Below are 25,543 nucleotides of genomic sequence, written 5' to 3'. Positions count from 1 at the left end.
CATCGCCACGTGCGCCCCACAGGCACCAGCGGTCACAGCGGCTGCGCGGGAAGGCCTCCTTCCCCCAGCTCAGCCGAGGAAACTAGACCTTCACACCTTGTCTGAAGTACATGAAGGACCCCTTCCTTGCGCCAGGCTCAAGGAAGGGGTCCTTCATGTACTTCAGGAGCCCGGCACGACCTCGCCGCCGCCTGTCGGGCGAGCTTGGCGCTACCAACGTAGTGAAGGACTCCTTGGCTACCCTGAGAGTAGTGAAGGAGGCCTTCACTACGGCCCGCAGCTTTGGCCCTAACGACACTCACCACCCACGAGACCGACAGGCCGCTAAGTTGGCCCAGTGCAGCTGAACGCGCTTCTCACCGGCCAGCCCTCGGAAGTCCTCACCCGGACCCTCGCGCTCTCCCCCGCCGAGCGGAAAGCCCTCGTCCCCGAACTTCTGGCCGCGTTCAAGGACAGCAGCGAGTTCGTCGAGATCAGGCCCAACACCTACGGCGCCCGCAACGCACTCAGGGGCCAGCAAGCTGCCACCGCGCTCTGGACCGTCCTCCCCGCGAGCGACCCCCTGCTCCGCAAACTTTGGATCGCCTCGCCCACGATCCTCGAACGCGTCCTGCAGGACCGGCCACTCGCCGAACGCAAGACGATCGCCCTTCGCATGATCGGCCACCAGACCGCATGGGAAGCCATCCGCCGCATGATCCTCGACGGCGACCTCGAACCCATCCGGACACCGGAGTACCACGCCGGCTGGTTCCGCTGGGCCGGACGTTTCCGCGGCAAACCGCTGGCCGAGCGGCTCCGCGCCGAACCGGAAGCCCTCACCGAACTCTGGGAACTGCTCACGATCGAAGGCAACGGAGACGCCAGTTTCGCCGCCTTCGACAAGTACGTCCGCGACGAGGACAAGTGGTCGACCGCGCTGCTCGAACTCACCGAGACCGGTGAAGTCGACCGAACCAGACTGCTCGATCTCACCCTCGACGTCCTCGCCCGCGATTTCGCCGCCTTCCGCGCCCAGTGGTACGCCGCCCTCCACGAAGCGCTCGCCCCCACCCCTGACGAGCGCACGAAGGCACAGCACCGCTACGCCCGGTTGTGCGGAAGCGGCCTCCCGCGCACCGTCTCCTTCGCGGTCAAAGCACTGTCCCTTGTGGACAAGCAAGGCACGCTCGACGACGAAGTCGCCCTCCAGCACCTCCCCGCGGCGGCGGCCGGACGCGGCGCCGCCACCGCCGAACTCGCACTCAAACTCGCCGGCCGCATCGCCGACCGGCGGCCCGAACTGACCGACCTCGCCGACGAGGTCTTCGAAGCGGCACTCACCCACGAGTCCTCCGGCGTCCGCGCCCTCGCCACCACCCGGCTCGGCGTCACCCCCGACGAAGCACCCGCCATCGAAGCCGCCGAATACCCCGAACCCGTGCGACCACCGTGGGACCAGCGCAAGACCTTGACCAGCCCGCTCGAAATCCCCGACACCCCGGCCGCGGTCGCGGAAGCCCTCTCCTCCCTGCTGGCCGACCCCGACCAGGCCGATCTCCTCCTGGCCGCTCTCGACGGCGCCCACCGTGTCGCGGGCGAACTCCAGGACGCTCTCAAACCACTGGTGAAACGCGCCACCAGAATCGACGGCCAGAGGTACAGCGCGGCCGTGCCGAAGATGATCGCCACCCTCGTCCTCGGCCTCACCGGCCGCGACGTGACGCCCCCACCCGAGGTCGACGGCTGGCGACGTCCGCTCCACCACCGGGTCACCGCCTTACTCGAAGGCACTGCCTTCCCTGTCTCCGCCGCCACCCACCGAGGCGGCTGGCTCGACCCCGTCGTGTTCGTCTCCCGCATGCTCGAACACCCCGACGCGGCCGAAGACGACGTCGTCGACGCACTCCTCCGGCTCGCCCCGGACACCAGGCCCGAAGCTCTCGCGCTCGCCTCGGAACTCACCGGGCCGTATGCCGACAGCATCCGCTACGCCCTCGGCGGGCCGCCCATCGCAGAAACCGGCTGGATCGCCCTCGCCGCCGCCCGCGCCCGGCACCCCGAATCGGCCGACCCCGCCGCCGCGCTCCGCGGCGAACCCGGACCGCCGTTCACCTGGACGGCGACGGTCGGCCCCAACGACTACGGCATGACCTCACTGGACACCGAACCGGTTCCGGAAGCGGTCTCCCCGAAAGCGCCCTGGCTGGGTGTGCCTTTCGACGGCCCGGCCCCTGAGTGGCTCGGCTTCACCGAATGCCACGAAGCGGTCGCCTCCCCCTACGACCGGGACCACCTGGAAGCCGCCGTCGCCGAAAGCCTGTTCTCCAACGACACCGAATTCGGCGATCCCGTGGAGAAGGCCGCGCTGCCCCCGTTCCTGGACAGCCCCTCGACCCCGGGATTCGCAGGCACGATGCTCCTCGGCCTCACCCTCGCACTGAAACGCCCTGCCGCCGTCCAACTGGGCACGGACGCCGTGCTGACCCTTTTCGACCGCCGGCTGCTCGGCCCCCGCGCACTCGGCGCGGCGCTCGGAGTGCTCGGCCCGCACCTCGTCGCGACCCGGCTGGCTCCCCGGCTTGCGACCATCGCGATCGAACACCCGGTAGCCGTTCTGTCCACACTGGACACTTTGCTGCCGGAGCTGGAGCACTCCCAGCGCGGTGTCTTCGCGCTCCTGGAACTCGCCGCGGACCTCGTCGAACGCGGAGCCGGCACGATCAGCGCCGAAACGAAGGAATGGCTGGCGGGCTTCAAAGGCAGTTCGAAAGCGGCGAAGGCGGCGTCACGACTCCGCCGATGACATCCGGGCTGCCAGGACGTGCGAACACGGCCCCCGGGTCTCCTGGTGCTTGGCCCACCACGCACACGTGCACCCGGCCGGAGAAAGCCGGACGCGCTGCACGGAACCGCCACGCGTGATCTCGTAGCCACCGTCGGGCAACAACCGGACGGCTCCGGCGGCGACGAGCTCGCGGGCCTTCGCCAGACGGCCGTTCGCCGGAGCGTTCCCGCTCGGGAGTTCGCGCGCGAACCACGTGCCGTCGACGACGTCGTGACCGGTGCGACCCGTGACGAGCTCCGGTGCTTCGAGACCTGCGGCCAGCGCGTTCAGCCAGCCACCTTCTCCCGAGAAGCCACGGGACGGCTCCGGGGAGAGCGTCACGACGAGCCGCGCCCGCTCCAGCTGGAGCACCCAGGCCGCGACCTCACTGTCCGGTCGCGTGTAGACGGTCAGCCCTTGGGTGAACCGGATCAGCGGCTCGATCACTCGCAACCGATGCAGTCCGGTCGCCGGGATCGAGTCGCGCCCCGGCCGTGAGGTCAACCTGAGCCCGCGGCCGGACACCACCGCCCACGACCGGCCCACCACGGTGGGGATCCGCCTCAGGAAGTTCCGTGTCTCCGCCTTGTCCAGCTTTGCCTTTTCCACCGCACCCTCCGTGACAGCGGCGACTTCGGCGAACCCCGCCACCCAGCGGTCCGGCAGCGGAACCAGCGACTCGTCGTTCTGCCCATCGAGCGTGCGGAGGCGGATTCCCTCACCACGAACGGTCAGATGCAGGGGATCCTGGGCCACGACCCCCGCGAGGACGGTCCGCGTCGCGTCGGACAGGTCGACGTTCGTGCAGCCTCCGCCGAGCTCTCCCACGTCCGGCAGGTCGAGCCTGGCATACAGGCCGCAGCAGGGAGAAAAGGCTTCCGCGCGGAGCGTCGTCCCGGCCGCGGTGAACACCGGATCGGACTCGGCGATGAGCCGATTCACCATGGACGGCGGCATCCAGAACCGGGTGCGGGCGACCTTCCCCACCACGAGCAACGCCTGGGCCGCCTGCGCCCCGGGTTCCAGAAAACCCTTGAAGAGCACCGGCGTCCGAATGTCCTCTTCGGCCTGTTCCAGCAACACCTCGGTGATCACCGGGCAACCCTAGCCAGACCCCCCGACAGTCTTCGCGGGTCTTTTCGCCGCCCGGAATGATCTTGCCCGAAGCCCAGCCGAATAGGTCGTTATACAGCTTGAAGGCGATGGCGTCGACGGCAGGCCCCGGCGCGGGTTTCGGGACCTGCCGTCGCCCTCCCCCACCCGGAGGCTCGACCCGTATGAGGTGTCCCCTCCCCTCGGTTCGGCCTACCGGGCAGATCTCCAGCCGGCCCCCACGTCCGGGGCCGGGTGCTGATATTCGGCGACCAAGCCGGGATGGGTGATCGTGACCCCGCCACGGAAGGACGCCCGCTCCTCCCGGTGACAGGTCCGCCCCGCCGCATAGCCGATTCCCAAACCCAGTGGCAGCAGTGCGAGTTCGGCGATCTGGATCCAGTTGGCGAACATCGGTCCTCCCCTTGTCCGGCCACTTTTCCCTCCCGTCAAGCCTATTCGCCAACTATGCACTCATGATGCGTCTATTCGTGTACTATTCGCGCTCTAACGCCGCGCGGGAGTAGCATGATCGCGCAACGAGCAGCAGCCCCGCTTCGCCTCGACCCTGCGAAAGAAGATCATGCCCACGTCGCCGCCTCACCCCGGCTCCGACCGCGTCCGGCTCGCCACGAAACTCCGCGAGCTCCGGGCGGCCACCGGCCTGTCCGGCAATCAGTTCGCCAAAAGCCTGGGCTGGCCCCAATCACGAGTGTCCAAGATCGAAACCGCCGTGCAGTTCCCGACCGGAGACGACATCGCCGGCTGGCTCACCGCGGCGGGCGCCCGCGACCAGGAGGACTCGGTACTCGACCTGCTCAAACGCGCCCGGGTGGAATCGGTGTCGTTCCGCGACGAGTACCGCAAGCCGGGCGGAGCCGCCACCAAACAGCGATCCGTCCTCGAACTGGAGCAGCGCGCGAGCCGTGTCGCCACGTTTCAGCCGGCGCTGCTCCCCGGACTGATACAGACACCCGGCTTCATGCGGGAACTGCTCGCGCTCCCCTCGGGCCCGGCACGCACGGGCGGCGCCCCGGAGGCCGACATCGAGCGCATGGTGGCCATCCGGATCGAACGGCAAGCGCAACTGCACGATCCGGGCAAGGCGCTGCCGTTGGTGATCGGCGAGGCCGCCCTGTGGATCCGGACAGGCGATCTCGACACTCAACTCGGCCAGCTCGACCGACTCCGGTCACTCGTCGGCCTGCGCACCGTCGACCTGCGGATCCTCCCTTTCAGCAAGGCCATGCCGATCGCCCCGCTGCACGGATTCAGCATCTACGACGCCGAATTCGTCGTGGTGGAACTGTTCGCCGGCGAGCACTTGATCAGAGACCCGGAGGAGATCGCCTTGTACGAGCACATGTTCGGCAAGCTGCACGCCGAAGCGTTGTCCGGTGACGCGGCAGCCCGGCTGATCCAGAACGTGGCACGGCGACTGGCCGAAGGCGCCTGACCGATCACCCGGCGGCCAGGCAGGTCCGGCACTCCGTATGCGGCCGTTCCAGGCTGGTGACGAAACTGTGGTCCATCGTGGCGAGACTGAAGCCGTACTGGCAGTTCAGCGCAAGCTTCGGCGCGTTCGTGATCAGGCGCATCACCGCGTGTGCAACCAGATTGCCCGCGACACCGGCCGTCACCGCGTTGGCCGCGTGCGCCGGAATGCTCGCGGCCGGACGCCACGTCGCCAGCGGCGGCCGCGCGGCGTCGCGATCACGCTCGGCGAGCCGCGCGCATTCGTAACACGGCCCCGCGCCCGGGCGGTAGACGCCCAGATTGACCTGCGGCCCGTGATAACCCCCGTACACCCAGGGGGTGCCGGTCGAGGCGCACGCCTGGTTCGTCCAGGTCCGGATCTCCGAGGGCTGATCGGCGGTCATGATCACCACGTCGCAGCCGGCGGCCAGCCTCCGCAGCGAAGCCGCGTTCTCGATCCGCGTCGGCTCCCCGGTGACCTCGACGTCCGAATTGGCCGCGCGCAACCTTTCCACCGCCACGTCCACCTTCGGCAGACCCAGATGTTCTTCGGTGTAAAGGATCTGGCGGCCCAGATTGGAAAGTTCGACCACGTCCGGTTCGACGCAGTGCAGCCGCCCCACCCCGGACATGACCAGGCTCAGTGCCGCCGTGCACCCGACACCGCCCACGCCGACCAGCACGACCCGCGCGCGGGACAGGAGGACCTGGAAGTCCCAGCTCGACGTTCTTCGCGTCAGATCGATCCACCGGTACAGCGACCTGCTTCTCGAGTGACGTTCGAGCTGCCGCTCGGTCAGCGAGATACACGTCGGCTCGTCGGCGTCCTCGACATATCCGAGTTCGGCGAGCTTTTCGATGGCGTCGGCGACCTCTTCCGGCCGGGTATCGGGAATCAGACGAGCCAGGTCGGCGACGACCTGGCTCACTGTTCGAGTTCCGTCGAGGAGTTCCAGTAACGCCCACACAGCACCGTCCGAGTCCCTCAACTCGGCGGCGATGCCGAACACCTCCCCGCCGATCCGGATCCAGCCGTCTCCGAACCGGACCGGGCGATGTTCGTCTTTGATACGTGGACGCACCGGAACCCCTCCTCGGTCAACCGTTGTCTCCGCTGTAAACGTGGCGGATCGCGTCAGCACGCTCCACCATCACGATCTCGATCATCGCCGGACACCCCCTCTCCCCCGACCAGCCGGGAGCAAGCCGGACAACCGCGGCCTCACCCATCGCGTCCGCCTCCCTCCCGTGTTTTCGACCCGCCCGGTGGCGAGTCCCGCTCTACAATGTAGAGTGCCCTGATGTAGAGGGTTTAAATGTAGAGCTATACATTCGCTACCGTCTACTGGCTCTCTTTGCGCTATACGGGTGATACTGGGGTCACTTTCCGTGACGAGACACTGAGGAGGTGGTCAGTTCGTGGGCACGCTGACCCCCACCGCCATCAAGCGCTGGATCGCGCTCGAGATGAAGCGCCTCCGGGAAGCGGCAGGCTACGACCGGGCCGCCGCGGCCGAGCGCATCGGCAAGGCCACGACGGTCATCGCACATGTCGAAACCTCGCGCAATCTGCCGGCACCCGCCGACCTGGAGATTCTGCTCGACTTCTACGGAGTGCCCGAGCGGGCACCGTTCTTCCGTGATCTGACAAAACGAGCGAAACGCGGTCGGGACTGGTGGATCAACTTCGACCACGGGGTATTCGAATGGTTCAACCTCTATTTGGGCCTGGAAACCGGTGCCGCTCGGATCAGCACCGTCGACCTGGTCGTACTGCCCGGTTTGTTCCAGACTCGTGATTACGCGCTCGCCATCATGAGAGAGGGTCGACGCTGGAACAACAAGGCCGAACTCGAGACCATGGTCGACTTGCGGATGGCGCGCCAAGAGATATTGGACCGCCCTGGGGATGCACCGCATATCTGGTCGATACTGGACGAGAGCGTTCTGCGCCGCCAGGTAGGCGGACCGGCGGTCATGCGTGAACAACTAGAGCACCTGATGGAGCTGTCGGAACGGCCGAACATCGACATTCAAGTGCTTCCTTTCACCGCGGGCGCCCATGGCGCCTCGGACGGCATGTTCATTCTTTTGGACTACCCGTCCGAATTCGGCGGTGATCCAGGAACCGTGTACGTCGAGAATCGACGCGAAGGCCTCTATTACGAGGACGCCGAAGACCTGCGCCGATTTCGCAGTACATTCGAACGACTACAGGCACAAGCGGAGCATCCTGGGCGGACACGGTCTTTCATTCAAAACTTGGCAAGGGAACTCAATGAACAATGATTCTTCTCGTCCCACCCTGCTCGGCCTTTCCGGCTGGTGGAAATCGAGCTACAGCGCCGGCTCTGCCGGTTGCGTCGAAGTCAACGACTCCGTAAAGGGCTACGTGGGCGTGCGTGATTCGAAGCTCGGCGAGAACAGCCCCGTCCTTGTTTTCGAACCGCACGAGATCAAGGCCTTCGTCCTCGGCGCGAAGAACGGCGAGTTCGACCACCTGCTCACCTGACCGGTCGTGGTCCGCCCCGCGCGGGGCGGACCACGACCCTCGTTCGAGCATCAAGACCTGGCCTGACGCCGGCGATAGGCGCGCTGCTGACAAGCCCTCGAGCAGTAGTCCCGAGGCCGGCCCCGGCCTCCCCCGTCCAGCGGCTTGCCACAGGTGACACACTCGCCCCCGCCAGTTTCGTCACGCATTACCTCACGCTCTTGGCTTTCGATCAATGCCTGGACGCCGTCAAGTGTGCGCTGCAGCCCGAATTCGAACGAGTCCAGCGGGACGTCCATCCCCCCGGCCTTCCACAGCCGCTCCAGCGCCGGATAGCGGTCCAACCGCTCGAAAAGCGACTCGCGTTCGCTCCACCAGCGCTCATGGGACACGCCTGTGCGCCGCTGAAGTTCCGCGGTCTCCCCCGCCTGACGTGCGACGGAGTCCACGAATCCGCCCACCAGGTTCACCACCGCGATCACCTGCGCCGGCGCAAGGCCGGTCCGCGAGGCCACGTCCAGGGCGTGGTCGTATCCGGCCATGATGTTCGGCCCTGGCAGACGCCGGGTTCCGCCACTGTGGACCAGCCACGGGTGACTGCGATGCATCTCCCACGCTCGCCGCGCCCAGCGTTCGAGGCCCGCGCGCCAGCCGAGCCCGTCCGAAGGCTCCATCGGAAACCTGCCGTACACGGCGTCGCGCATGAGTTCGACCAGCTCCGCCTTGCCGGGAACGTACCGGTAGAGCGACATGGTGGTGGTACCGAACCGTTCCGCGACCTTGCGCATCGACAGGGCGGCCAGCCCCTCCGCGTCCGCGACTTCGACGGCCGCCGCGACGATCCGGCCGAGGCTCAACCCCGGCCGCTCCGGTTCAGGTGTCCCCCACAGCAGTTCGATCGCCCGCTCCGGATCCGGCTGCGCGTCGTCTTCCGCCACCCGTCGCTCCCTTGACGCTTGTCGCTCACCTGTGTTTAGCTGATAAACCTCAGTATATCCCATAAACAACCCACAGGAGCACTTCCGCATGCCTGAAATCAGGTTCTTCGTGTCCCCAGAGGGTAGAGACGACTGGGCAGGCACCACCGACCGGCCGTTCGCCACCCCGAAGGCGGCACAGAAGGCCGTCCGCGCCGTCACCGCCGGAATGACCGGCGACGTGATCGTCACCTTCAGCACAGGAGAACACCACCTCGCGGAACCCCTTGCCTTCGACGACGCACTGGGCGATTCCGGCTCGAACGGCTTCCGCGTGATCTACCAGGCGGAGGGCTACGGAACCGCGGAACAGGCGAAGGTCGAACTGAGCGGTGGCCGCGAAATCACCGGCTGGACGGCGGGCGGAGACGGCGTCTGGACGGCACCGATCGGCGACCTCGCGCCGAGGCGGCTCACCGTGGACGGCCGGCCCGCCGCCCGCGCGGCCCGCACCGAGGGCCTCCCGGGGAGCGTGACGAAAACAACGACTGGTTACGTCACGGACAGCACGGAGCCGCAAGCGTGGCCGGACCCGTCCGGCCTGGAGTTCGTCTACCCCGGTGTCTACCCGTGGTCCGAAGCCCGGCTCGCGGTCGCGTCGATCACCGGCGACGCCACCTCGACCACCATCACCCTGGCCCAGCCCGCGTTCGACCACGCCAAATCCCTCTACGACTCCAAGTGGTACGGCGCCGGCGGGGACGGCACCTGGGACGGTCTCGCCGCGCCTTCGGTGCTCGAAAACAACGTGGCCTTCCTGACCGAGCCGGGGACCTTCGCCGTCAGCCGTACCGATCGGAACGGCCACGTCCTGCACTACCGTCCGCGCCCCGGCGAGGAGATCGGCAAGACCCGAGTCGTCGTACCGGCGCTCGAGACGCTCATCAGCGCACGGGGTGTGCACGACCTCGTGCTGCGTGGCTTCACCTTCACTGACGCGGCGTGGTCCGGCCCCACCCGCACCGGCGGTTACCTGCACTATCACGGCAATGCCCGCTACGAGCGGGGCGAATTCCAGAAGATCGACCTCGGTGCCGACATGGGCTATGTCCATGTGCCGGCCGAGCCCGTCCAGTTGCCCGCCAACGTCAGCCTCACCTCGGCCCGCCGGGTCACCTTGGAGGACAACCACTTCACCCGGCTCGGCGCCGGAGCACTCCTGATCGAAGGCGGCACCGACATCGACATCCGGGCGAATGTCTTCGACGAGATCTCGGGCAGCGGAGTCGCCGTCCACGACAGCACCCGCGTCTCCATCGAGGACAACCTCGTGCACCACATCGGCACCGAGTACCGCGGCTCCCCCGCCGTCCTCGTCGTCGAGTCCGAAGAGACCATCGTGGCCCACAACGAGATCCACGACGTCCCGCACAACGGCGTCGTGATCACCGGCGGCGAGAAGGCCAAGGGCACCCAGGTGATCTCGAACCTCGTCGAACGCAGCATGGGGACGCTGATGGACGGCGGCGGGATCTACCTCTCGGCCCCGCAGGGCTCGTCGTTCGCGAGTGGGGCGATGGTCCGCGGGAACGTGGTCCGCGACGTCCTCACCTCGTACAACTTCGGGCTGTACGCCGACTACGGCGCCGCGTGGATCACCGTTCTCGGCAACATCGTCTGCCGGGCCGACACTCCGATCGTGCTCCAGGTGGGCCCGCCGATGGAGAACGTCGCCTTCGTCGGCAACTTCTGGGATGTCCGTCCCGACGGCTACGACACCCCGCCGGAGACGGTGACCGTGGCCGGGAACACCTTGCTGCCGAAGGAAAGTTTCGACGAAGCCGTCCGAGCCGATCCGGCGGGCGCCGACATCCTCGCGCGGGCGGGACGCCGCGGTCTGGAACGATGATCACCGCTCCTGCCGGACACGAGTCCGGCAGGAGCCGCTCCGGCCACGATTCCCGAGGAGACACCCGCCATGCCCACCCAGTCCACGGAGGCCCCCGGGACCCGCCGACAGCTCGCGCGGATCGCGACCGAGGTGCTCGCTCCCTGGGTCTGGGTGCTCGGTCTCCCGCTGATCGTCGCTTGGAAGGTCACCGGCCACCATCTCGGCGAGACCGCGCTGTGGGGACTCGTCGTCGGCGTCACCGGCTCGCTGATCCCGATGGCCGTGATCGTGCGCGGCGCCCGGAAGGGCAAGTGGGACAGCCACCACGTCACCGATCGCGCCGGACGGCTCGTCCCGTTCGCGGTCTGCATCGGCTCGCTGGCCGCCGGGTTCGCCGTCCTGATCGCCGGTGGCGCCCCGCACGAGATGATCGCGCTCGCGGCCGCCGAACTCGTCTGCCTGGTCGCCGCCCTCGCGATCACGTTCGGGCTGAAGTTCAAGATCTCGATGCACGCGATGGTGGCCGCGGGTGCGGCCGTGATGCTCATCCGCGTCTACGGCCCTTGGTTCGCACTGCTCTTCCTTGCCGTCGGCTGGGTCTGCTGGTCCCGCGTGGAACTCGGTGATCACACCAAAGCGGAGGTCACGGCCGGAATGGTCGCCGGTGTCGTCCTCGGCGGTGGTGTTTACCTGTTCCTCGAAGCGGTTTTGGCCTGAGCCACGCCGTATAGGTCGTTATACAGACTCGATCCGCCGGATGCCTTCGGTGAGTTCGGTGATGTCGGCCGCGGCGGCGAAGCTCAGTCGCAGGAAGGGTCCGGCAGGCTCGGTGGCGAAGAATCGGTCCCCTGCCCCGACCACGACTCCTCGCTCTCGCGCACTGCGGGCGAGGGCGTTCGCGTCGCTCCCCGCCGGTAGCCGCACCCAAAGGTGCAGGCCGCCTTCGGGGAGCCGTGCGATGGTCCACTCAGGACACTTCGCCGCCAGCGCCGCGGCCGCTTTCGCGCACCGTTCCCGCAGTTCGGCACCGAGCCGCCGGACGTGCCGGTCCCAGGACGGTGCGCTGAGCAGTTCGAGGGCGGCTTCCTGCAGCGGACGGGAGACGAAGAAGTCGTCGACCTGCCGGATCGCCTTCATCCGGTCGAGGACCGGCCCTCGTGCGATCAGCGCGCCGATCCGAAGGCTCGGCGCGGCGGCCTTGGTCACCGATGTCAGATGGACGACCGTGCCGTCGCGGTCGTCGGCGATCAGCGGGCGCGGTGCGGTGGCCCCGTGGGAGAGATACCGGGCAAAGTCGTCCTCCAGGACGAACGCGCCCGCCGCCCGGGCGACGTCCAGCACTCGCGCACGCCGTTCGGCCGCGAGAACCGTCCCGGTCGGGTTGTGAAAGGCAGGCTGGCAGTAGAAGAGCCGGGCGCCGGTCATCGCGAACGCTTCGGCCAGCAGGTCCGGGCGGACCCCGTCGTCGTCGATCGGGACCGGCACCGGGCGGAGCCCCGCCGCCCTGGCGGCGGCGAGCGCCCCCGGATAGGTCGGCGATTCGACGAGGACAGGGCTTCCGGGCGCGGCGATGGCACGGAACGCCATGGAGAGCCCGCTCTGCCCGCCGGCGGTGATCAGGACGTCGTCCGGTGACGCGCCGGCCGGTCCCGCGAACACCGACCTCAGCGCGGGCGAACCGGCGGCGGGTGCGCGATCCCAGGCGTCCGGGCGACGACCTGCCCGCGCCAGTGCCGCACTCAGGAACCGGGTCGCTTGCAGGGACCGGTGCGGATAGCCGCCGTCGAGAAGGATCGCGCCCTCCGGTGGCGGGCCGAGGGAGCCGGTGAGGGAGGTGGTGTCGACGCTGCGATCGGTCAGCGCGACCGTCTGCCACGCCGTATCGAGCGGCTCCCCCGCCGTTGTCGCCTTCGTCGCCACGTAGGTCCCGCTCCCGGGGCGGGTCACGACGGCGCCCTCGGCGGCCAGCAGGGCGATCGCGCGAGAGACGGTTCCCGGGCCGACCCGATAACGCTCGATGAGCTCCCGGCTGCTGGGCAACCTCTCCCCCGCGGCCGCCGTGCGGATGAACGAACGCAGCTGGCCGACCAGCGCGGAAGTGCTACTATCCGACATGAAGCTGCATGATAGTGCTACTGGAAATTCAGCGGAATCACTACTGGATGTCCAGGCCCTCCGAGCCGATACCCCGGGCGCCGAGAAAGTCGTCCACTTCAACAACGCCGGCTGCGGACTCCTGGCCGAACCGGTGCTGGCCGCGATGCTCGACCACCTGAATCTCGAAGCCGAAATCGGTGGCTACGAAGCAGCCGCCGCCCGTTCGGCCGAGGTCGAGGGCTTCTACCGTGAAATCGCCGCGCTCATCAACGCGAGGCCCCGCAACATCGCCTTCGCGGCGAGCGCCACCCACGCCTACTCCACGGCGTTGTCCTCGATCCGGTTCGAACCCGGCGACGTCGTGCTCACCACCCGCAACGACTTCATCTCCAACCAGATCGCGTTCCTGTCGCTGCGGAAGCGGTTCGGCGTCGAGGTCGTGCACGCACCCGACTCGCGGGAGGGCGGTGTCGACGTCGAGGCCATGGCGACCCTGATGCGCACGAGGAAGCCGAAGCTCGTCGCGGCCACACACATTCCGACCAACTCGGGCCTCGTCCAGCCGGTCGCCGAGATCGGGCGGCACTGCCGGGAACTCGGCCTGCTCTACCTGGTCGACGCCTGCCAGTCGATCGGCCAGTACCCCATCGACGTCGAAGCGATCGGCGCCGACCTGCTCACCTCGACGTGTCGTAAATTCCTGCGTGGTCCGCGGGGTTCGGGATTCCTGTTCGTCTCCGACCGTTTCCTCGAAGCGGAGCACGAGCCGTTGTTCATCGACATGCACGGAGCCCGCTGGAGCGCGCCCGGCGCGTACGAACCGGCGAAGTCGGCTTCCCGGTTCGAAGAATGGGAATTCCCCTACGCCACCGTTCTCGGCTGCGCCGCCGCCGCGAGGTACGCCCGTGAGGTCGGCCTGCAGGCGATCTCACGGCGCACCCCCGCGCTCGCGGCGAGACTGCGGGACGGCCTCGGCGCCGTCCCGGGCGTCGAAGTGCTCGACCGGGGCCCCGAATTGGGCGCGTTGGTGACGTTCTCCATCAAGGGCTGGGAAGCCGTGCCCTTCAAGGAGGCGATGGACGCCCGCCGGATCAACTCCGCGCTCAGCTACCGGGAGTTCGCGCAGTTCGACTTCGGGGACAAGGACGTCGACTGGTGCCTGCGGCTGAGCCCGCACTACTACAACACCGAACGCGAAGTGGACGACGTGGCAGCGGCCGTCGCCGAACTCGCCGCCTGAGCGCGGTTCCCCCGCCTGGGCACTGGGGGTGTCCGGGCAGGGGAACCGTCAGGAGGTCAGGCGCCCGCGAGGCCGCGCCGCTTCAAGAGCGGCTCGATCTCCGGGTCGCGGCCACGGAAGGCGCGGAAGGCCGCCATCGGGTCGACACTGCCGCCCTGCCCGAGGAGTTCGCGGCGGAAGTGGTCGCCGTTCTCCCTGGTGAGCCCGCCGTTCTCGCGGAACCACTGGACGGTGTCGGCGTCGAGGACCTCGCTCCAGATGTAGGAGTAGTACCCGGCGCTGTAGCCGCCGCTGAAGATGTGCGCGAAGTACGTGGTGCGGTAGCGCGGCGGCACGGCTTCCAGCGCGACACCGGCCTTGGTCAGGGCCTCGGCCTCGAACCGCTGGACGTCCTCGACCTTGTCCTCGGTGCCCAGCGCGTGCCACGCCTGGTCGAGAAGCGACGCCGCGAGGTACTCGGTGGTCGAAAAACCTTCGCCGTACTGCTGCGACGCCAGGAGTTTGTCGATCTGCTCCTGCGGCAGCGGCTCGCCGGTCACGTGGTGCTTGGCGTAGTTGGCCAGCACCTCGGGCCAGAGCATCCACATCTCGTTGACCTGCGAGGGGTACTCGACGAAGTCACGCGGGACGTTGGTGCCCGAGAACATCGGGTATTCGACATCGGAGAGCAGCGAGTGCAGTGCGTGCCCGAACTCGTGGAACGCGGTGACGACCTCGTCGAAGGTCAGCAGGGTCGGCTCCCCCGCCGGAGGCTTGGCGACGTTGAGCACGTTCACCACGACCGTCTTCGTGCCGAGCAGTTTCGTCTGGTCGACGAAGTTGTTCATCCACGCGCCGCCGCGCTTCGAGTCGCGGGCGTAGTAGTCGAGCAGGAACAGGCCGAGCTCCGCGCCGTCGGCGTCGAAGACCTCGAAGATCCGGACCTCGGGGTGGTACTTCGGCAGGTCTTCCCGCTCGGTGAAGCTCAGGCCGTACAGCTTGGACGCGGCGAAGAAGACGCCGTCTGTCAGCACCCGGTTCAGCTCGAAGTACGGGCGCAGCGCGGCGGTGTCGACCTCGAACCGGTCCTTGCGGACGCGTTCGGCGTAGAACGCCCAGTCCCACGGCCGCAGGACCGCGCCGGGGATGTCGGCTTCGAGGTAGCGCTGCAGTTCTTCGGCCTCCGCCTTGGCGTTGGCGACCGCCACCGGTGCGAGCCGTTCCAGGAGCCCGACAGCGGCCTGAGCGGTCTTCGCTGTCTCGTCCTCGATGACGTACGAGGCGTGGTCGGGGAAGCCGAGCACGGCGGCCCGTTCGGCACGCAACCGGACCAGCTGGGCCACGATCTCGTTGTTGTCGAACTCGTTGCCCCGGTTGCCACGGGAGACCGACGCGGTGAAGATCCGCTCACGCAGCGCGCGATCCTCCAGCGAGGCGAGCGCGGCCTGCGCCGTCGGCAGGGTCAGCTTGAGGACGTACTTGCCCTCCTCGCCGGCGGTTTCGGCGGCCGTCGCGATCTCGTCCTCGCCGAGACCCGCGAGTTGCGCGACGTCGTCGACGACCACGGCCAGTTCGTTGGTGTCCTTGAGCAGGTTCTGCTGGAACCGGGTCGACAGCGTCGAGATCTGCTCGTTCAGCTCCCGCAGGCGTTTTTGGTCGGCTTCGGGAAGACCGGCGCCGGCGCGGCGCACGTCGGTGTGGTGCCGCTCCAGCAGGCGCAGCGACTCGGTGTCGAGGCCGAGTTCGTCCCTGCGCTCGAACAGCGAGTTGATCCTGGCGAACAGCGCGGGGTTCAGGTTGATGGCGTCGGCGTGCGCGGCCAGTCGCGGCGCCATCTCGGCCTGCACGCGCTGGATCTCGTCGTTCGCGTTCGACCCGGCGAGGTTGAAGAACACGCTGGAGACGCGGGACAGCAGCCTGCCGGATTTCTCGAGCGCGACTATGGTGTTCTCGAAGGTCGGCGGCTCGGCCGAGCCGGCGATCTCCTCGATTTCCGCGGCGTGCTCGGCCAGGCCCGCTTCGAAGGCGGGAAGGAAGTGTTCGTCGGCGATCCGGTCGAACGGAGGAAGGGCGTAGGGCAGCTCACTCGGCGCGGCGAACGGGTTGTCCTGCGAAATCATCGGTGTTGCTCCCGGGTCGTCGAATCTGCTGGTCTGGCCACCTTACGGGCAGCGAGGGGCCGGTGGATGCCGTCCGTGGCGTGACGCCACCGACGGGAGTGGTCACGCTCCGGTGGTACCGCCCACCACCGCGTCGGAGCTGCGCTTCCCCTTGCCACGCTTGGCTTTGGCCTTCGGTTCGGGTGGGGCGACACCGGCCAGGTCGCCGCCGTTGTCGTTGACGCGCAACACGAACGGACGAGTCTCGGTGTACCGGACGACCGAAACCGACGCCGGATCGACCACGATCCGCTGGAAGGAATCGAGATGCTGGCCGAGCGCGTCGGCGAGGATCGCCTTGATCACATCGCCATGGCTGCATAAGAGCCACACCGCGTTCTCGCCGTGCTTCGCGGTGATCCTCGCGTCGTGCGCGCGAACGGCGGCGACCGCCCGCGCCTGCATCTCGGCGAGCCCTTCCCCGCCGGGGAAGACCGCCGCCGAGGGATGCGCCTGCACGACGCGCCACAGGGGTTCCTTGAACAGATCCTTGAGTGCGCGCCCGGTCCATTCGCCGTAGTCCACTTCGGACAAACCGGGCTCTTTGAGCTTGTCCAGACCGCGTGCCTCGGCCAGCTTCGCGACCGTCTGGCGGCAGCGGAGCATCGGCGAGACCACCAGTTCCGCGAGCGGGACCGGCGCCAGGCGCTCGACGAGCGCGGCCGCCTGCGCCCGGCCGGTGTCGTCCAGGCCGACCTTGGGCGTGCGCCCCGCCAGGACGGCCGCACCGTTCGCCGTGGACTTGCCGTGGCGCAGAAGGATCACAGTACTCACGTGGCCCACCCTACGTGTCGTGCTTTGCCCTGCTCCGCGAATCGCGGGTTTACAGGTGCGGACCCGCGCCGGGGTCCAGGACACCGGTGAAGATCAGCACGAACAGCAGGACACCGAGCACGAGCCGGTAGATCACGAACGGCACGAAGCTCTTGGTCTTGATGTAGGACATCAGCCAGGCGATGACGGCGTACCCGACGCCGAACGCGACCAGCGTCGCCAGGATCGTCGGCCCCCACTGCGCCGGGGCGCCGTCCTTGCCGATGTCGGTCAGCTTGTACAGGCCCGAGCCGAACACCGCCGGCAGCGCCAGCAGGAACGAGTACTCCGCCGCCTCCGCGCGGGTGTAGCCGAGCAGCAGCCCGGCACTGGTGGTGCCACCGGAGCGCGAGACGCCCGGGATCAGCGCCAATGCCTGGGCGAACCCGAAGCCCAGGCCGTGGGGCACGGTCAGGTGGTCGAGGGTGCGCTGCTGCTTCCCGATGCGGTCGGCCACCAGGAGGATCAGGCCGAACACGATCAGGGTGGTCGCGGTGATCCGCAGGTCACGGAAGGTTTCGTCGATGGCGTCCTGCAGCAGCAGGCCCAGCACCACGATCGGCAGCGAGCCGACGATGATCAGCCAGCCCAGCCGGGCGTCGGGGTCCTGGCGCCAGTCCTTCTTGTAGATGGAGAAGAACCAGGCGCGGAGGATCTTCCCGATCTTGCTCGAGAAGTACAGGATGACCGCGAGTTCGGTCCCGATCTGGGTCACCGCGGTGAACGCGGCGCCCGGGTCGTCCCAGCCGGCGAGCGCCGCGGTGATCCGCAGGTGCGCGCTGGAGGAGATCGGCAGGAACTCCGTCAGGCCCTGGACGAGACCGAGGACCAGCGCTTCGAACCAGCCCATCAGGCGACACCGGCCGTTTCGATCGCCTCGGCCGCGATTTCGAGAGCGCGTGCGGAGCTCTCCGGGTCCGGCATGGACGGCGCGACGGTCAGCGTCGTGACACCGGACTCGGCGAAGGCCCGCATCCGTTCGGCGATGCGCTCCTTCGGACCGAGCAGCGACGTCGCGTCGATGAATTCCAGCGGCACGGCCGCCATGGCACCCTCGTAATCCCTGCCCAGGTACTTCTGCTGGACGTCGGCGGCTTCGCGCTCGAAGCCCATCCGGCAGGCGAGCTGGTTGTAGAAGTTCTTCTCGCGGCTGCCCATCCCGCCGAGGTACAGCGCCGCGTACCCGCGGACCGCGTCGGCGCAGGCCTTCCAGTCGTCACCGACCACGAGCGGAACGGTGGGGACGACATCGAAGCCGTCGAGGGCGCGCCCCGCCTTGTCCGCGCCCGCCTGGATCAGCTTCAGCTGCTCACCGGCGTGCTCGGGCGAGTAGAACACCGGCAGCCAGCCGTCCGCGATCTCGCCGGTCAGTTCGAGGTTCTTCGGGCCGATGGCGGCCAGGTACACCGGGATCTCGTCGCGAACGGGGTGCACGGTCAGGGTCAGCGCCTTGCCGGGGCCGCCGGGCAGGGGCAGCTGGAAGTGGTCGCCGTCGTACCGGACCCGCTCGCGGCCCAGGGCCTTGCGGACGATCTCGACGTATTCGCGGGTGCGGCCCAGCGGCGACGCGAACTTCACGCCGTGCCAGCCCTCGGAGACCTGAGGGCCGGAAACACCCAGGCCGAGGCGGAACCGGCCCCCCGAAAGGGTGTCCAGGGTCGCGGCGGTCATCGCGGCCATCGCCGGTGTCCGCGCGGGGATCTGGAGGACCGCGCTGCCCACGTCGATCCGTGAGGTCTGCGCCGCCACCCACGAGAGCACCGTCGGCGCGTCCGACCCGTAGGCCTCCGCGGCCCAGACGACCCCGTAGTCCAGTTCGTCCGCCTTCTTCGCCAATGCCAGGTTGGCCGCGTCGTTCCCCGCGCCCCAATAGCCCAAGTTCAGTCCGAGTCGCACGGCGTGAATGTATCCACCGGAGAGTCACTCCTCCGTTCAGGGTGTTGACATTCGATGACCCGCACGGTGGTACTCGATCACGACACGCTCACCTGCTCCGTGTCCCGCACTTGCCTTCCGGCTAGGCTCGCCCGTCGTGGAAAAGCGACAGCTCGGCCGGTCGGGACTTCGGGTCTCGCGGATGGCCCTCGGGACCATGACGTGGGGTGGCGACACCGACTCGGAGGAGGCGGCCAGCCAGCTGGTCGCGTTCGTCGACGCCGGGGGCACCCTGGTCGACACCGCCGACATCTACGGCGAGGGCGAGAGCGAACGCGTCCTCGGGGCACTTCTCGGCGACCTCGTCCCCCGGGACGACATCGTGCTCGCCACCAAGGCCGTCGCCCGCCGCACCGACGGCCCGTTCGGTGGCGGTGCCTCGCGCGGCGCCCTCCTGAGCGCGCTCGAAGGTTCGCTACGACGGCTCGGCACCGACCACATCGACCTCTGGCAGCTGCACGCCTGGGACACCACCGTGCCGGTCGACGAGACCCTCGGCGCCCTCGAGTACGCCGTGAACAGCGGCAAGGCCCGCTACGTCGGCGTCTCCAACTACTCCGGCTGGCAGCTGGCGACCGCCGCCGCCCGCAGTTCGGCCGTCGCTCCGCTGGTCTCGACGCAGGTCGAGTACTCGCTCCTGGAGCGCGGGGTCGATCGCGAGGTCGTCCCGGCCGCGGAGCACCACGGCATCGGGCTCCTGCCCTGGGCACCGCTCGGCCGGGGCGTGCTCACCGGCAAGTACCGCACCGGGACACCCGCCGATTCGCGCGGCGCTTCGAGTGTTTTCGCCGGCTATGTCGAACATCACCGGACCGATCGCGCGGCGAGGATCGTGCAGGCGGTCGCGACGGCCGCCGACGGCCTCGGGACCTCGCCGCTGGCCGTCGCGCTGGCGTGGGTGCGCGACCGGCCCGGAGTGGTCGCACCCGTGGTCGGAGCCCGTGACACCGGTCAGCTGACCGGTTCGCTCACAGCCGAGGAGATCACGCTCCCGCCCGCCATCCGCTCGGCGCTCGACGACGTCAGCGCGATCGAGGTCGGATACCCGGAACGCGGCCTGTGAGCCGTCTCGGATACTGGATCAGGTGACTGTTGGGTGACGCAGACGTGACGTGGTGGAGTTCCTGGAGGATGCTGGACAGGTCCGTCCGACGAGTAGCAGGTGGAGGCACCAAGGTGGGTCGGCTGTCCGCCGTTTCCCGGATCGCGATCCCGCTCGCCGGTGTCCTGGTGCTCTCGTCCTGCAGTGCGGACGACACGCCGAACGACTCCTTGCAGATCGTGCAGAACCCCGTCGCGGCGACCGCGGCGGTCTCCCCCGCGGTGACGGTCAAACCCGCGGGGTCGGTGTTCGCGGTGCCGGGCGTGAAGGCGCTGGTGACCGACGAGGCGAGCAAGACGCTGGTCGTCGCGGTTTCGGAGCCGCCTTCGCTGCGTATCTACGATCTCGCCGCCCTCGACGCCCCCAAGACGACCGTGGCCTTGCCGGGTCCCGCCGAGCGGCTCACCGTCTCCGGTTCCCAGGTGCTCGCCAGCGTCCCCGGCAAGAGCCTGCTGGCGAAGGTTTCGCTGCCCGGCGGCGCGCTGGAGACGGTCCCGGTCGCGGGACAGCCCTCCGCCGGTCTCGCCGACGGTGACGCGACGCTGGTCTCGGTGCGGGATCGCAAGGCCGTCGAGGTGCTGTCGAAGAACGCGGGGCCGAAGACCATCACCGGCCAGATCTACAGCGCCGACGACGTGCTCAACACCGGCGACGGCGTGGTCGTGCTCGACAAGCTCCGCACCGCCCTGTTCGCCGTCGACCTCGCCGAAGGCAAGATCGGCGAGGGTCTGCGGGCGGGCGACGGCGCCGCCAACGCCGTCACCGACGATCTCGGACGTGTCTTCGTCACCGACGCGCGGGCCGGCGCGCTGCTGGCGTTCTCCACGACGCCGTTGCTGCTGCGCCAGCGCTACCCCGTTCCCGGCGGGGTGTACGGCATCGCCTACGACCGCACCCGTGGCCTCGCCTGGGTCACGCTCACCGGACGCAACGAGGTCGTCGGTTTCGACGTCCGCGGCGGGGAACCGATCGAGAAGCACCGGTTCCCCACCGTGCGGCAGCCAGATTCGGTCACCGTCGACGAGCAGGGCGGCCGTGTGGTCGTCGGCTCGGCCATCGGAGAAGGGATCCAGGTGATCACGCCATGACAGTGGTGGACGAGGCGGTGGTCGAAGGGGATTGGGAGTACCGGCGGTTGCAGCTTCCGCCCGGTGTTTCCCGGCGGGCGGCGGCGACGCAGCTGTCGATCCACGCCGAGTTCGCCGGCTGGGAGCTCTCGACCGTCCGGCTCTACTCCGATGGGACGCGGAGGGTGTGGTTGCGCCGCAAGCGCACCGCCACACCCCTGCCCGGCCTCATCACTTGAGCCGAAGGGGACTTTCCCCGCATGCGATGCGAGGAAAGCGTCCTTCACCGCGTGAGATGCGGTGAAAGGCCCCTTCAGCCCTTGAACACCCGGCCGAGCCACTCGGCCCAAAGCGCGTCCTGTTCCGCGGAGTCGACGTCGCCGAACAGATGATGCATAGCGCACATCGGCCCGGCGAAACCGCGGACGAACCTCAGCAGCGCGTCCGCGGTCCGGATCCCGACCGTCTGCGCGTTCGCGAAATAGACCTCGCCGTCCACAGTGGACACCGCCCCGGTGGACAGGCGCACCCGGTCCCCCGTCCGCGGCCGCCCGGCGAGACCGAGTTCACGACCGAGCGTCAGCCACGCGCTGTCCCAGTCTTCGATCATCGGCCCGAACACCGTCACCGGCACCGCTTTCCGGCCGGCGAACCGGTTGAGGTACTCGACGAGGGTGCGGAGGAACAGCTCGCCGCCGGCGGTCATCGCCTCGAACTCGTCTTCCCAGTCGTCGCCGGGCAGGAAACCGCTCGTCACGGTCCGCAGCACGGTGCTGCCGCCTGCCCTGCCCTCGATGAGGAACTCGTAGGCGACGAAACGTCCGTCCGGCGCGGGTTCCGTGCCGTAGACGAGGCGTTCCAGCGGGTCCCACGAAGTGATCGCCGAGGTGGGTTCGAAGCCGCCGAAAGCGGTCTTCACGGTGCCTCCGACGCCTCCGTCGACCTCGTTGCGCCCCATGAACCAGGACGTGATCCCCGGCCCGGTCGCGATGGCTTCCCAGACCTGTTCCGGGGACGCGTCGACCTCGACGCGGTCGGAGATCTCGAATTCGTGGCCCATCAGCGCTCCTCGGGCTCGGTGCGGACGCTCGGGTGGACGGCGACGACGATCCGGTGGTCCCGGCCCTGTTCGGCGCCTTCGTCGTGGTACTTGCTCACCAGGTTCGTGACCGCGACGGTGAGCTCTTCGGCGAACGCGGCCCTGTCCGCGGCGGAGGAGAACCGCACCTCGCCGTCGATCGCGAAGGTCGCGACCCGTTTGCGGGCCTTGGTCGATCCGGTGATCAGCAGCCCGACGTCGCGCACCAGCCTGCCCGCCACGGCGAGCAGCCAGCGCGCGGACAGGCGGTCCGGCGACTGGGCCGGATCAGGTTGCACGGCCGAAAGTGCCGTCGGCGAGATGACGTAGGACGACGCCGTCGCGCGCATCATGCGCTCGGTGACGTTGCCCTTCCGCCGCTCCTCGACGAGCTCCACGAGCCCGTGCTTCTCCAGCGCGCGAAGGTGGTAGTTCACCTTCTGTCTCGGCAGATCGACCCGCGCGGCCAGCATCGTGGCCGATGCGGGTTCGGCGAGTTCGGCGAGCAGCCTGGCCCGGACCGGATCCAGCGACACTTCGGCCGCTTCCGCGTCCTCGATCACCGCAACGGAGAACATGCCAAGAAGGTGCCACCGAAAATAGAATTTGTCAAGACAGTCAGGCTTGTCGGCGAGCCTCGTTCGCCAGCGCGAGCAGGCGGGGAATCACCTGCGGGGCCGCCTCGAGCGGCACGACGTGCCCGACGCCGGGCAGGACCACAGCCGTCCCGTTCTCCACCGCGCCCGCCAGTTCCTCGACGTCCGCCGTCGGCACGAGCTTGTCCCGCTCCCCCACGATCGCCGTCACCGGCACCGCCCCGACCTGCGACAACGCCGATTCGCGCGTGTAGGCGTCCAGTGCGGGACGGAAGGCGGACACCGTCTGCGGCCAGTTGCCGCGAATCATCCGCACGGTCAGTTCGACGTCGGCGGGCACCGGGTCGTCGCCGAACAGCCACCACCGCAGCCCGGCCGTCACCGCCTTGCTCGTGTGCTCCCGCACCAGGCCGATCAGTTTCGTCCCGAAGACGAGCTCCAGGTCCCGGCCGAGTTTCCCGAGCGCGTTCGGCCAGATCGCGTCCGGCGTCACGCCGCCCGCCGACATGGCGAGCAACCCGATTCCCGCCACTCGCGCCGCGAAGACGTCCGGATGACGCTGGGCGAGCGACAGGATCGCGAGCCCGCCCATGTCGTGGCCGACCAGCACGACTTTGCCGCCGGGGACGACCTTGTCCAGCACCTCGGCCAGATCGTCGGCGAGCTTCCCCATGGTCGCCGACGAGGCCCGGACCTCGCCGGATTCGCCGTGGCCACGCTGGTCGTAGGCCAGCACGGCGACAGGTTCCTCCGGCACGGACGCCTCGGCCAGCACCGGCGCGATGGCACGCCAGCTTCGCCTGTCGAGGGCGTACCCGTGGAGGAGCACCACGGTCACCGGCGCCGACGGATCACCCCAGCGCTCGAAATGCAGGGGTGTCCCGTCGGCGGCCAGCAGACCGGGCATCAGGCAGAACGGAGGAAGCGGTCGAGCACCCGCACACCGAACTTCAGCGCGTCGACCGGGACACGCTCGTCGACCCCGTGAAAGAGCGCGGAGAAGTCGAGGTCCGCGGGCAGCTTCAGCGGGGCGAACCCGAAGTTGCGGATCCCGAGCGACTGGAACGACTTCGCGTCGGTGCCACCGGAGAGCATGTACGGGAGCGTGCGGGCGCCCGGGTCCTCGGCGAGGACCGCGTTGGTCATCGCGTCGACCAGGGCACCGTCGAAGGTCGTCTCGACCGGCGGCAGCTCCATCCACTCCTTCTCGATGTCCGGGCCGAGGATCTCCTCCAGTTCGGCGTTGAACGCTTCGAGCCTGCCGGGAAGGATCCGGCAGTCGACCGAAGCCTCCGCGACCGACGGGATGACGTTCGACTTGTAGCCCGCGGTGAGCATCGTCGGGTTCGCCGTGTCGCGCAGGGTCGCGCCGATCATCCGCGAGATGTTGCCGAGTTTCGCGACGGAACCCTCGATGTCGTCCTCGGGGAAGTCCCAGCCGGTGATCTCGGTGACGCCGTCCAGGAACTCGCGGACCGAGTCGGTCATGACCAGCGGGAAGCGGTGGTTGCCGAGCCTGGCGACGGCCTCGGACAGCTTGGTGACGGCGTTGTCGCGGTGGATCATCGAGCCGTGACCGGCGGTGCCGCGCACCCGCAGCTTCATCCAGCGGATGCCCTTTTCGGCCGTCTCGATGAGGTACGCGCGGACGTTGTCCTTCAGCGTGATCGAGAAGCCGCCGACCTCGCTGATCGCCTCGGTGACGCCTTCGAACAGCTCGGGCCGGTTCTCGACCAGCCACTGGGCGCCGTACTTGCCACCCGCTTCTTCGTCGGCGAGGAACGCGAAGACGAGGTCACGCGGCGGGACGATGCCGTTGATCTTGTAGTGCCGGGCCAGCGCGAGCGCCATCCCGCACATGTCTTTCATATCCACCGCGCCGCGACCCCAGACGTAGTCGTCCTGGATCGCGCCGGAAAACGGGTGCACCGACCACTCGGAGGCGTCGGCGGGAACGGCGTCGAGATGACCGTGGATCAGGAGCGCGCCGCGCGACGGGTCCGCGCCCGGCAGCCGGACGATGACGTTGTGGCGGTCCTTGCCGCCGGACTCGACATAGGTGATCTCGTAGCCCGCGTCGGTGAGCTTCTCGGCGACGTACTCCGCCGCGGCACGTTCACCGACCAGCGTGTCGGGGTCACCGGTGTTGGTGGTGTCGATGCGGATCAGTTCACTGGTGAGGGTGACTGCCTCTTCGGCGGCTGCTTCGATCAAATTCGGTTCGGTCACCAGGCATTCCTACCATTGGCAGAGCCCGCCGACCCGCTGCCACCGCGTGGTGGACTGCGTGTGAAGACCCACTCAGGCGACTGCCACCGCACCAGGGGAAGGCAGCGAGCGTGTCGTAACCGTCGCCGCAGACGTGGTGGGACCAGTCGTCGGGAACAGTTGCTGGAGCGCGCAGGTGGAGGTAGGTGGTGCGTCGCGGCTGGCCGCTGTGCGGGTGCGGCTTGTCCTCAGTGGTCAGCGAGTTGACGGCGACTGTTTCGGTCAGCCCGGTTTCCTCGAGGACTTCTCGCTGGACAGCGGGGCTGAGGGTCTCGCCGGGCCGAACACCTCCGGCACTGTGATGATCCTTCCCCCGAGAGGTGTCACCTGCATGGGCTGATTTCGTTCGGCGCGTGTAAGGAGCTGTCCGCCGAGGTCGTGTTCGAGGCGGTTGCTCTGTCCGAGCAGTGTGGAGAGGTCGATGTCGAGTGTGCCGGCCGCGATGGTGAGCGTGGAATGGTCGGCCGTGGCGGCGAACCGGTGCGGCCGAGTCCACGCTCCTGTCCCGGTCAGCGCCGGTCGAAGTGCTCTCGGCG

At 68.5% G+C, this 25,543-nt stretch carries 24 protein-coding genes; 10 read left to right on the top strand and 14 right to left on the bottom strand.

Annotated elements, in window-relative coordinates:
- The first annotated feature begins 337 nt into the window (after positions 1 to 337).
- Positions 338 to 2,785: a DUF6493 family protein gene (locus DMH01_RS15945; protein WP_125677497.1), complete on the top strand. Its 2,448-nt coding sequence runs from the start codon at positions 338 to 340 to the stop codon at positions 2,783 to 2,785.
- Here DMH01_RS15945 and DMH01_RS15940 read toward each other — a convergent pair.
- Positions 2,768 to 3,901, bottom strand: a complete 1,134-nt coding sequence (locus DMH01_RS15940; protein ID WP_125677495.1) for an SWIM zinc finger family protein — start codon at positions 3,899 to 3,901, stop codon at positions 2,768 to 2,770. The two genes, DMH01_RS15945 and DMH01_RS15940, sit on opposite strands and share 18 nt — an antisense overlap.
- Before the next feature lie 210 nt (positions 3,902 to 4,111).
- Entirely contained in the window at positions 4,112 to 4,312 is a 201-nt protein-coding gene (locus DMH01_RS15935; protein WP_125677492.1) for a hypothetical protein, read from the bottom strand.
- Positions 4,313 to 4,481: 169 nt separating this feature from the next.
- Here DMH01_RS15935 and DMH01_RS15930 point away from each other — a divergent pair, with 169 nt between their 5' ends.
- Positions 4,482 to 5,354, top strand: a complete 873-nt coding sequence (locus tag DMH01_RS15930; RefSeq protein ID WP_125677490.1) for a helix-turn-helix transcriptional regulator — start codon at positions 4,482 to 4,484, stop codon at positions 5,352 to 5,354.
- A gap of 4 nt (positions 5,355 to 5,358) precedes the next feature.
- On the opposite strand, the gene DMH01_RS15925 is transcribed toward DMH01_RS15930, so the two are convergent.
- Positions 5,359 to 6,456 (bottom strand): ThiF family adenylyltransferase, encoded by a 1,098-nt coding sequence (locus tag DMH01_RS15925; RefSeq protein WP_125677487.1) that lies wholly within the window; start codon positions 6,454 to 6,456, stop codon positions 5,359 to 5,361.
- 337 nt (positions 6,457 to 6,793) lie between these two features.
- Here DMH01_RS15925 and DMH01_RS15920 point away from each other — a divergent pair, with 337 nt between their 5' ends.
- Together DMH01_RS15920 and DMH01_RS15915 are read left to right on the top strand one after the other, a co-directional pair.
- Complete coding sequence (locus tag DMH01_RS15920) at positions 6,794 to 7,663, top strand: DUF5753 domain-containing protein (RefSeq protein ID WP_125677485.1); 870 nt, start codon at positions 6,794 to 6,796, stop codon at positions 7,661 to 7,663.
- Positions 7,653 to 7,886: a DUF397 domain-containing protein gene (locus DMH01_RS15915; protein WP_034318548.1), complete on the top strand. Its 234-nt coding sequence runs from the start codon at positions 7,653 to 7,655 to the stop codon at positions 7,884 to 7,886. Before DMH01_RS15920 ends, DMH01_RS15915 begins: the two co-directional genes overlap by 11 nt.
- A 50-nt stretch (positions 7,887 to 7,936) precedes the next feature.
- On the opposite strand, the gene DMH01_RS15910 is transcribed toward DMH01_RS15915, so the two are convergent.
- A complete protein-coding gene (locus DMH01_RS15910) occupies positions 7,937 to 8,803 on the bottom strand; it encodes a TetR/AcrR family transcriptional regulator (RefSeq protein WP_125677483.1) in 867 nt (288 codons plus the stop codon).
- A gap of 88 nt (positions 8,804 to 8,891) precedes the next feature.
- On the opposite strand from DMH01_RS15910, the gene DMH01_RS15905 reads away from it, so the two are divergent.
- Both DMH01_RS15905 and DMH01_RS15900 read left to right on the top strand, forming a co-directional pair.
- Positions 8,892 to 10,691 carry a right-handed parallel beta-helix repeat-containing protein gene (locus tag DMH01_RS15905; protein ID WP_125677481.1) on the top strand — a complete coding sequence of 600 codons (1,800 nt, stop codon included), beginning with the start codon at positions 8,892 to 8,894 and terminating at the stop codon, positions 10,689 to 10,691.
- 69 nt (positions 10,692 to 10,760) lie between these two features.
- Positions 10,761 to 11,390, top strand: a complete 630-nt coding sequence (locus tag DMH01_RS15900) for a hypothetical protein (RefSeq protein ID WP_125677479.1) — start codon at positions 10,761 to 10,763, stop codon at positions 11,388 to 11,390.
- 18 nt (positions 11,391 to 11,408) lie between these two features.
- Here the strand turns inward: DMH01_RS15900 and DMH01_RS15895 are convergent, their stop codons facing one another.
- Positions 11,409 to 12,788 (bottom strand): PLP-dependent aminotransferase family protein, encoded by a 1,380-nt coding sequence (locus tag DMH01_RS15895; protein WP_125677477.1) that lies wholly within the window; start codon positions 12,786 to 12,788, stop codon positions 11,409 to 11,411.
- On the opposite strand from DMH01_RS15895, the gene DMH01_RS15890 reads away from it, so the two are divergent.
- Positions 12,787 to 14,010, top strand: coding sequence for an aminotransferase class V-fold PLP-dependent enzyme (locus DMH01_RS15890; protein ID WP_125677475.1), 1,224 nt, complete (start codon positions 12,787 to 12,789; stop codon positions 14,008 to 14,010). The two genes, DMH01_RS15895 and DMH01_RS15890, sit on opposite strands and share 2 nt — an antisense overlap.
- 56 nt (positions 14,011 to 14,066) lie before the next feature.
- On the opposite strand, the gene DMH01_RS15885 is transcribed toward DMH01_RS15890, so the two are convergent.
- The 4 genes from DMH01_RS15885 to DMH01_RS15870 form a co-directional block, all read right to left on the bottom strand.
- Complete coding sequence (locus DMH01_RS15885) at positions 14,067 to 16,109, bottom strand: M3 family metallopeptidase (protein WP_125677472.1); 2,043 nt, start codon at positions 16,107 to 16,109, stop codon at positions 14,067 to 14,069.
- Between the two features lie 102 nt (positions 16,110 to 16,211).
- Positions 16,212 to 16,922 (bottom strand): histidine phosphatase family protein, encoded by a 711-nt coding sequence (locus tag DMH01_RS15880; RefSeq protein WP_125677470.1) that lies wholly within the window; start codon positions 16,920 to 16,922, stop codon positions 16,212 to 16,214.
- Between the two features lie 49 nt (positions 16,923 to 16,971).
- A complete protein-coding gene (locus tag DMH01_RS15875; RefSeq protein ID WP_125677468.1) occupies positions 16,972 to 17,811 on the bottom strand; it encodes an undecaprenyl-diphosphate phosphatase in 840 nt (279 codons plus the stop codon).
- Positions 17,811 to 18,857 (bottom strand): LLM class F420-dependent oxidoreductase, encoded by a 1,047-nt coding sequence (locus tag DMH01_RS15870; protein WP_125677467.1) that lies wholly within the window; start codon positions 18,855 to 18,857, stop codon positions 17,811 to 17,813. Before DMH01_RS15870 ends, DMH01_RS15875 begins: the two co-directional genes overlap by 1 nt.
- A 136-nt stretch (positions 18,858 to 18,993) precedes the next feature.
- Here DMH01_RS15870 and DMH01_RS15865 point away from each other — a divergent pair, with 136 nt between their 5' ends.
- From DMH01_RS15865 to DMH01_RS15855, 3 genes are all read left to right on the top strand, one after another.
- A complete protein-coding gene (locus DMH01_RS15865; protein WP_199745509.1) occupies positions 18,994 to 19,959 on the top strand; it encodes an aldo/keto reductase in 966 nt (321 codons plus the stop codon).
- 113 nt (positions 19,960 to 20,072) lie between these two features.
- On the top strand, positions 20,073 to 21,086 hold the full coding sequence (locus DMH01_RS15860) for a YncE family protein (protein WP_125677465.1): 1,014 nt from the start codon (positions 20,073 to 20,075) through the stop codon (positions 21,084 to 21,086).
- Entirely contained in the window at positions 21,083 to 21,304 is a 222-nt protein-coding gene (locus DMH01_RS15855; RefSeq protein WP_016334446.1) for a DUF5703 family protein, read from the top strand. The genes DMH01_RS15860 and DMH01_RS15855 overlap by 4 nt, the downstream gene beginning before the upstream one ends.
- A gap of 74 nt (positions 21,305 to 21,378) precedes the next feature.
- Here DMH01_RS15855 and DMH01_RS15850 read toward each other — a convergent pair whose 3' ends face one another.
- The 5 genes from DMH01_RS15850 to DMH01_RS43730 are packed head-to-tail and all read right to left on the bottom strand — an operon-like array spanning position 21,379 to position 25,503.
- Positions 21,379 to 22,125 (bottom strand): SRPBCC domain-containing protein, encoded by a 747-nt coding sequence (locus DMH01_RS15850; RefSeq protein WP_125677463.1) that lies wholly within the window; start codon positions 22,123 to 22,125, stop codon positions 21,379 to 21,381.
- Positions 22,125 to 22,721 (bottom strand): helix-turn-helix domain-containing protein, encoded by a 597-nt coding sequence (locus DMH01_RS15845; protein ID WP_125677461.1) that lies wholly within the window; start codon positions 22,719 to 22,721, stop codon positions 22,125 to 22,127. Before DMH01_RS15845 ends, DMH01_RS15850 begins: the two co-directional genes overlap by 1 nt.
- Before the next feature lie 40 nt (positions 22,722 to 22,761).
- Positions 22,762 to 23,646: an alpha/beta fold hydrolase gene (locus DMH01_RS15840; protein WP_125677459.1), complete on the bottom strand. Its 885-nt coding sequence runs from the start codon at positions 23,644 to 23,646 to the stop codon at positions 22,762 to 22,764.
- Positions 23,646 to 24,968 (bottom strand): M20/M25/M40 family metallo-hydrolase, encoded by a 1,323-nt coding sequence (locus tag DMH01_RS15835; RefSeq protein ID WP_034318586.1) that lies wholly within the window; start codon positions 24,966 to 24,968, stop codon positions 23,646 to 23,648. The genes DMH01_RS15840 and DMH01_RS15835 overlap by 1 nt, the downstream gene beginning before the upstream one ends.
- Complete coding sequence (locus DMH01_RS43730) at positions 24,910 to 25,503, bottom strand: NUDIX domain-containing protein (RefSeq protein WP_125677457.1); 594 nt, start codon at positions 25,501 to 25,503, stop codon at positions 24,910 to 24,912. The genes DMH01_RS15835 and DMH01_RS43730 overlap by 59 nt, the downstream gene beginning before the upstream one ends.
- Positions 25,504 to 25,543: the final 40 nt, after the last annotated feature.

Source organism: Amycolatopsis sp. WAC 04182, from assembly GCF_003947465.1.
In the GTDB taxonomy this organism is placed as follows: domain Bacteria; phylum Actinomycetota; class Actinomycetes; order Mycobacteriales; family Pseudonocardiaceae; genus Amycolatopsis.
The sequence above is the reverse complement of the archived record's forward strand: the minus strand, read 5'-3'. Positions and strand labels throughout refer to the sequence as shown.